At 60.1% G+C, this 4,645-nt stretch carries 5 protein-coding genes; all 5 read left to right on the top strand.

Annotation, left to right across the window (positions count from 1 at the left end; all coding sequences use genetic code 11):
* Positions 1–452 precede the first annotated feature (452 nt).
* The 5 genes from D1646_RS12110 (at position 453) to D1646_RS12090 (ending at position 4,486) form a co-directional block, all read left to right on the top strand.
* Positions 453–899 carry a hypothetical protein gene (locus tag D1646_RS12110; RefSeq protein WP_160636708.1) on the top strand — a complete coding sequence of 149 codons (447 nt, stop codon included), beginning with the start codon at positions 453–455 and terminating at the stop codon, positions 897–899.
* The gene (gene mnmG, locus D1646_RS12105) at positions 896–2,770 is read left to right on the top strand and encodes a tRNA uridine-5-carboxymethylaminomethyl(34) synthesis enzyme MnmG (protein WP_160636707.1); all 1,875 of its coding nucleotides are present in this window, start codon (positions 896–898) and stop codon (positions 2,768–2,770) included. Before D1646_RS12110 ends, mnmG begins: the two co-directional genes overlap by 4 nt.
* A 112-nt stretch (positions 2,771–2,882) precedes the next feature.
* The gene (locus tag D1646_RS12100) at positions 2,883–3,254 is read left to right on the top strand and encodes a hypothetical protein (RefSeq protein WP_160636706.1); all 372 of its coding nucleotides are present in this window, start codon (positions 2,883–2,885) and stop codon (positions 3,252–3,254) included.
* A gap of 42 nt (positions 3,255–3,296) precedes the next feature.
* Positions 3,297–3,590 (top strand): hypothetical protein, encoded by a 294-nt coding sequence (locus tag D1646_RS12095; protein ID WP_160636705.1) that lies wholly within the window; start codon positions 3,297–3,299, stop codon positions 3,588–3,590.
* Positions 3,587–4,486 (top strand): MBL fold metallo-hydrolase, encoded by a 900-nt coding sequence (locus D1646_RS12090; protein ID WP_160636704.1) that lies wholly within the window; start codon positions 3,587–3,589, stop codon positions 4,484–4,486. The genes D1646_RS12095 and D1646_RS12090 overlap by 4 nt, the downstream gene beginning before the upstream one ends.
* The last annotated feature ends 159 nt before the right edge of the window (positions 4,487–4,645 follow it).

The raw sequence follows: 4,645 nt of genomic DNA, 5'->3' as shown, positions 1-4,645 counted from the left end.
CCCTCGTCCCGCCCGCAGGCGGCCTGGCCCCTTTGAAAAGGGGCTCCGCGAAGCGGTGGGGATTGATTTGCTGGCACCTTTTCTATCTAAAAGCTCAAATTGAAGCAGCTTTCCTAAGACAATCCCCCGCCCTCGCTACGCTCGGGCACCCCTTTTGCCAAAGGGGACAAGCGGCTGCGCCGCTTGTGCGGCCCTGCTTCGCAGGGCCCATCCCTCGTCCCGCCCGCAGGCGGCCCGGCCCCTTTGAAAAGGGGCTCCGCGAAGCGGTGGGGATTGATTTGCTGGCACCTTTTCTACCTATAAAGCTCAAATAGAAGCAGCTTTCCTAAGACAATCCCCCGCCCTCGCTTCGCCGCTTGTGCACTCCTATTGAAGTCTCTTGTCTATTTGCGGCTTGAATTTCTTGCTGGAATCGCTTATAATCATATCCATATGCCGAGGGGGGTTATAAAATGCCGGACTTTTACAACAAAGATTTGCCGGGACGGTATGGCGACCTCTCAAAATTCGTCACCGACCCGGACCGGCTGGAGCTGACCCGGGACGGGCTGGTCTATCTCTCGGCGGAAGAGGACTACGACATTGCGGCGGACCTCTCGGGCCAGGAGGAGAAATTCATAGCCCTGCGGCCTCAGCTGGCCTCTACTGCAAGGAATCTTGGACGGCTGGACGACCTGGTCCAGCGCTGCCACCAGGAGCAGTCGGGAGGCGGTCGCCGCTTCCCCTACTCCCTCGAATTCGTCTATTTGGACAAGCCCTATCTCATCCTGGAGTACTGGGGCATGATTGAAAATACCACCTTTGACGTCGTCTTCCGCCAGGAGGACGGGAAATTTATTATGGAGAGCTTTGGAATGCGGAACAATCTTCCCCCGGATTGGAGTGTGGAATTTGCGTGAGAACCTATCAAGCCGGACAATTTGACATCGCCGTCATTGGGGCGGGCCACGCGGGCATTGAGGCCGCCCTGGCCGCCGCCCGTATGGGACTGCGGACTCTGTGCTTCACCGTCAACCTGGACGCGGTGGGCAATATGCCCTGCAATCCGGCCATCGGCGGTACGGGGAAGGGCCACCTGGTCCGGGAGCTGGACGCTCTGGGAGGCGAAATGGCCCGGGCCGCCGACAGGGCCTGCATCCAGTACCGGCTGCTGAACCGGAGCAAGGGTCCCGCCGTCTGGTCCCTCCGGGCTCAGGCCGACCGGCGGGAGTACCAGAAGGTGATGAAGCACACCCTGGAGCGCCAGGAAAACCTGTGGGTCAAGCAGGCGGAGGTGGTGGAAATCCTCACCGAAAATGGGGCGGTCTCCGGCGTGGTGACCCACACGGGGGCGGTCTACTCCGTGAAGGCCGCCGTTGTGGCCACCGGGACCCACCTGGGGGGCCGAATCGTGGTGGGGGAGGTGGTGCGGGACTCGGGCCCCGACGGGCTGGCCGCCGCCCTGCCCCTGACCCGAAGCCTGGTAAAGCTGGGCCTGTCCATCCGCCGCTTCAAGACGGGCACGCCCCCCCGGGTCAACGCCCGCAGCGTGGACTTTTCGAAAATGGAGCTCCAGAGAGGGGAGGAGGGGGGACTGGCCTTCTCCTTCCAGACGGAGCGTCCCCCGGAGAACCGGGCGGTGTGCTGGCTGACCTACACCAACGAGGAGACCCACAAAATCATTCGGGCCAATCTGGATCGCTCCCCCCTGTACGACGGCACCATCGAGGGGGTTGGTCCCCGGTATTGCCCCTCCATTGAGACCAAGGTGGAGCGATTCCCCCAGAAGGAGCGGCACCAGCTGTTCATCGAGCCCATGGGGCTGGACACCGAGGAGCTGTACATTCAGGGCTTCTCCTCCTCGCTGCCGGAGGAGGTGCAGATGGAAATGCTCCGCACCATCCCCGGCCTGGAGCACGCCGAGATGACCCGCTGCGCCTACGCCATCGAGTACGACTGTGTGGACCCCACTCAGCTGGAGGCGACCCTGGAGACCAAGGCGGTGCCCGGGCTCTACGGGGCGGGCCAGTTCAACGGCTCCTCCGGCTATGAGGAGGCCGCCGTCCAGGGCTTTGTGGCCGGGGTCAACGCCGCCCTGAAAATTTTGGGGAAACCGCCCCTCATTCTCCGCCGGGACCAGGGCTATATCGGGGTCCTCATTGACGATTTGGTCACCAAGGGCACCAACGAGCCCTACCGCATGATGACCTCCCGCACCGAGTACCGCCTGCTCCACCGCCAGGACAACGCCGACCAGCGGCTCACCCCCATTGGCTATGAATTGGGGCTGGTCTCCCGGGCACAATATGAGCGGGTACAGGAAAAATACGCCGCCGTGGCCCGGGAGGTCCGCCGCCTGGAGCACACTGGCACGCCCCCCACCCCGGAGCTCACCGCTCTGCTGGAGCAGCGGGGGGAACCGCCGGTGAAGGACGGGGCCCGGCTGGCCGACCTGCTCCGCCGCCCCCGGCTGAGCTATGCGGACCTGACGCCCTTTGACCCGGACCGTCCAGACCTGCCCCCGGCGGTGGCCGGCGAGGCGGAGATCACCATCAAATACACCGGATATATTGACCGCCAGCTGCGCCAGGTGGAGGAGGTCAAGCGGCTGGAGGAGCGGCCCATGCCGGAGGACATAGACTATCTGTCCATCGAGGGCCTGCGGCTGGAGGCCCGGCAGAAGCTGGCCGTCATCCGCCCCAGGAATCTGGGCCAGGCGGGGCGGGTGTCCGGCGTCTCCCCGGCGGACGTGGCAGTACTGATGGTCTATTTGAAGCAGCGAGAGCTGTAGGAGTGCAATTTATTTCGCTCCGGCTGGGTACTGGTCATCTCGCCTGTGGCAGATTGAAATGAAGACCCTGGCTGTGATATAATCGCAAATCCGGATTGGAGGAGGCCAAATCATGGCATTTGCACTTTACTATGAGGCGGTAAGGAAAGAACCCCTGACAGAGCAGGAAAGAAACATTTGCAGGGAAATCTCGGAGAAGTATTGTTCCGAATATCCTTTTAAGCGAAAGGTCGAGGATTTCGGCATATATGAGGATTCAGAGGAGCAGGGCGATATTATTTTCAGCGGCTCCACAAAGCTCCCAAGGAACAGCCCCAACACACTGTTTGAGGCCGCAAACTACTGGCTGAAATGTCTTACCGAAATCACCCGTCTTTTGACAAATGCCGTATGGAATGTAACATTTGACGATGTTGATTTGATTTTTGACTTGGATGAGGGCTGGCGGTTTCCTACAGACGAAGAGTATAACTCGCGTAAATGAAACTGATCCTCCAGGTGTTTATTAACATGAAGGGTGAAGGGAATGAATTTATTCAGCATAAAAGGTAAAATGGATGAATTTATCCATCCCACCCCCATTGAGGACAAATACAAGGAACTGCTGCGGCGGACCCATGAGGAAATTTTGAAGCCCCTGGGTTTTCAAAAGGACAAACAGAATTTCCGCCAGTTAACCCCCAAGATGCTGGCGGAAATGGGCTGTCAGGCTCAGGTCTATGAGCAGATCAAGGGGCCGGAGCACTACCCCTACGCCCTCTATCAGCTGGCGCAGGAGCTGAGAGAACAGTTGGGTCTGGAAGAGGAGAAATTGCCATGAAGCTGACACAAGTAAAGGGGAACACCTGGGTCATAGAGGCCAACCAGCTCATTCCCCTGTATAAGCTGGAGGGCGGGCGGTGCATTCTGCTGGACACCGGACTGCTGGAGGAGCGGGAAGAGCTGGAAAAGACGCTGACTGCCGCCGGCTTGACGCCGGTGGGGATTCTGTGCTCCCACGCCCACGTGGACCACTGCGCCAACAACGGGTATTTGCAGGAGAAGTACGACGCCCAGGTGGCCCTCACCTTCCCGGAGGCGGGGATGTGTTCCTCTCTGCTGACTTTGAAATGCTACTTCCTGACCCTCTCCCCGGAGCGGGTTGGGCGGGAGTCGGCCTGTATGGTCCATGAGCCCGACCTGTTTCTGCCCATGTCGGACGGGCCCTTCTCCCTGTGCGGGGTTCCCTTCCAGATTATCCACTCCCCGGGCCACTCCGCCGGGCACATCTGCACCATCACGCCGGACAACGTGTGCTACACCGCCGATGCTCTGCTCAGTGAGGAACTGCTGGGGGCCAAGCTGCCCTACAATCTCAGTCAGAAAATGGCCATGGACAGCCGGGAGAAGCTGCGGGGGCTGAACTGTGACGCCTTCATTATGGCCCACCGGGGGGTGTGTTCCGGCGCTGAGATTGGCGGGCTCATTGACGCCAACCAGGCCCTGGTCCGCCGCCGGGCGGGGGAGATCCTGGACCTGTTAGACCGCCCCATGACCGCCTGCCAGATTGCCGAGGCGGCCTGTGTGTGCTACCAGCTCCTGACCCGCAAGCCCCGCCGCTCCCTGCGGTTTGAGCGCAACGTTCGCTTTTTTATTGAGTATCTGGTAGACGCCGGACAGCTGACTGAGACCTGTCAAAATGGGGCCACCTACTACGTCCCGGCGGAAAATTCCTGAAAGTTGTGCTTTAATTCGTAAAGTATCTTTTGTAGGGGGACGACCCTAGCCTGCCGCTTTATGGCCCTGCGAAGCAGGGCCAGGGGCAGATTGTCAATGAAGTGCAACAAAAAAGAAAAAGGAGGAGTCAGGAGGGTTTAAGAAAGAGTTCCGCAGGAG

The sequence above is a fragment of the Pseudoflavonifractor sp. 60 genome (genome assembly GCF_009911645.1).
In the GTDB taxonomy this organism is placed as follows: domain Bacteria; phylum Bacillota; class Clostridia; order Oscillospirales; family Oscillospiraceae; genus Lawsonibacter.
Note: the sequence above shows the minus strand (reverse complement) of the source record. Positions and strands in the feature narration are given on the sequence as shown.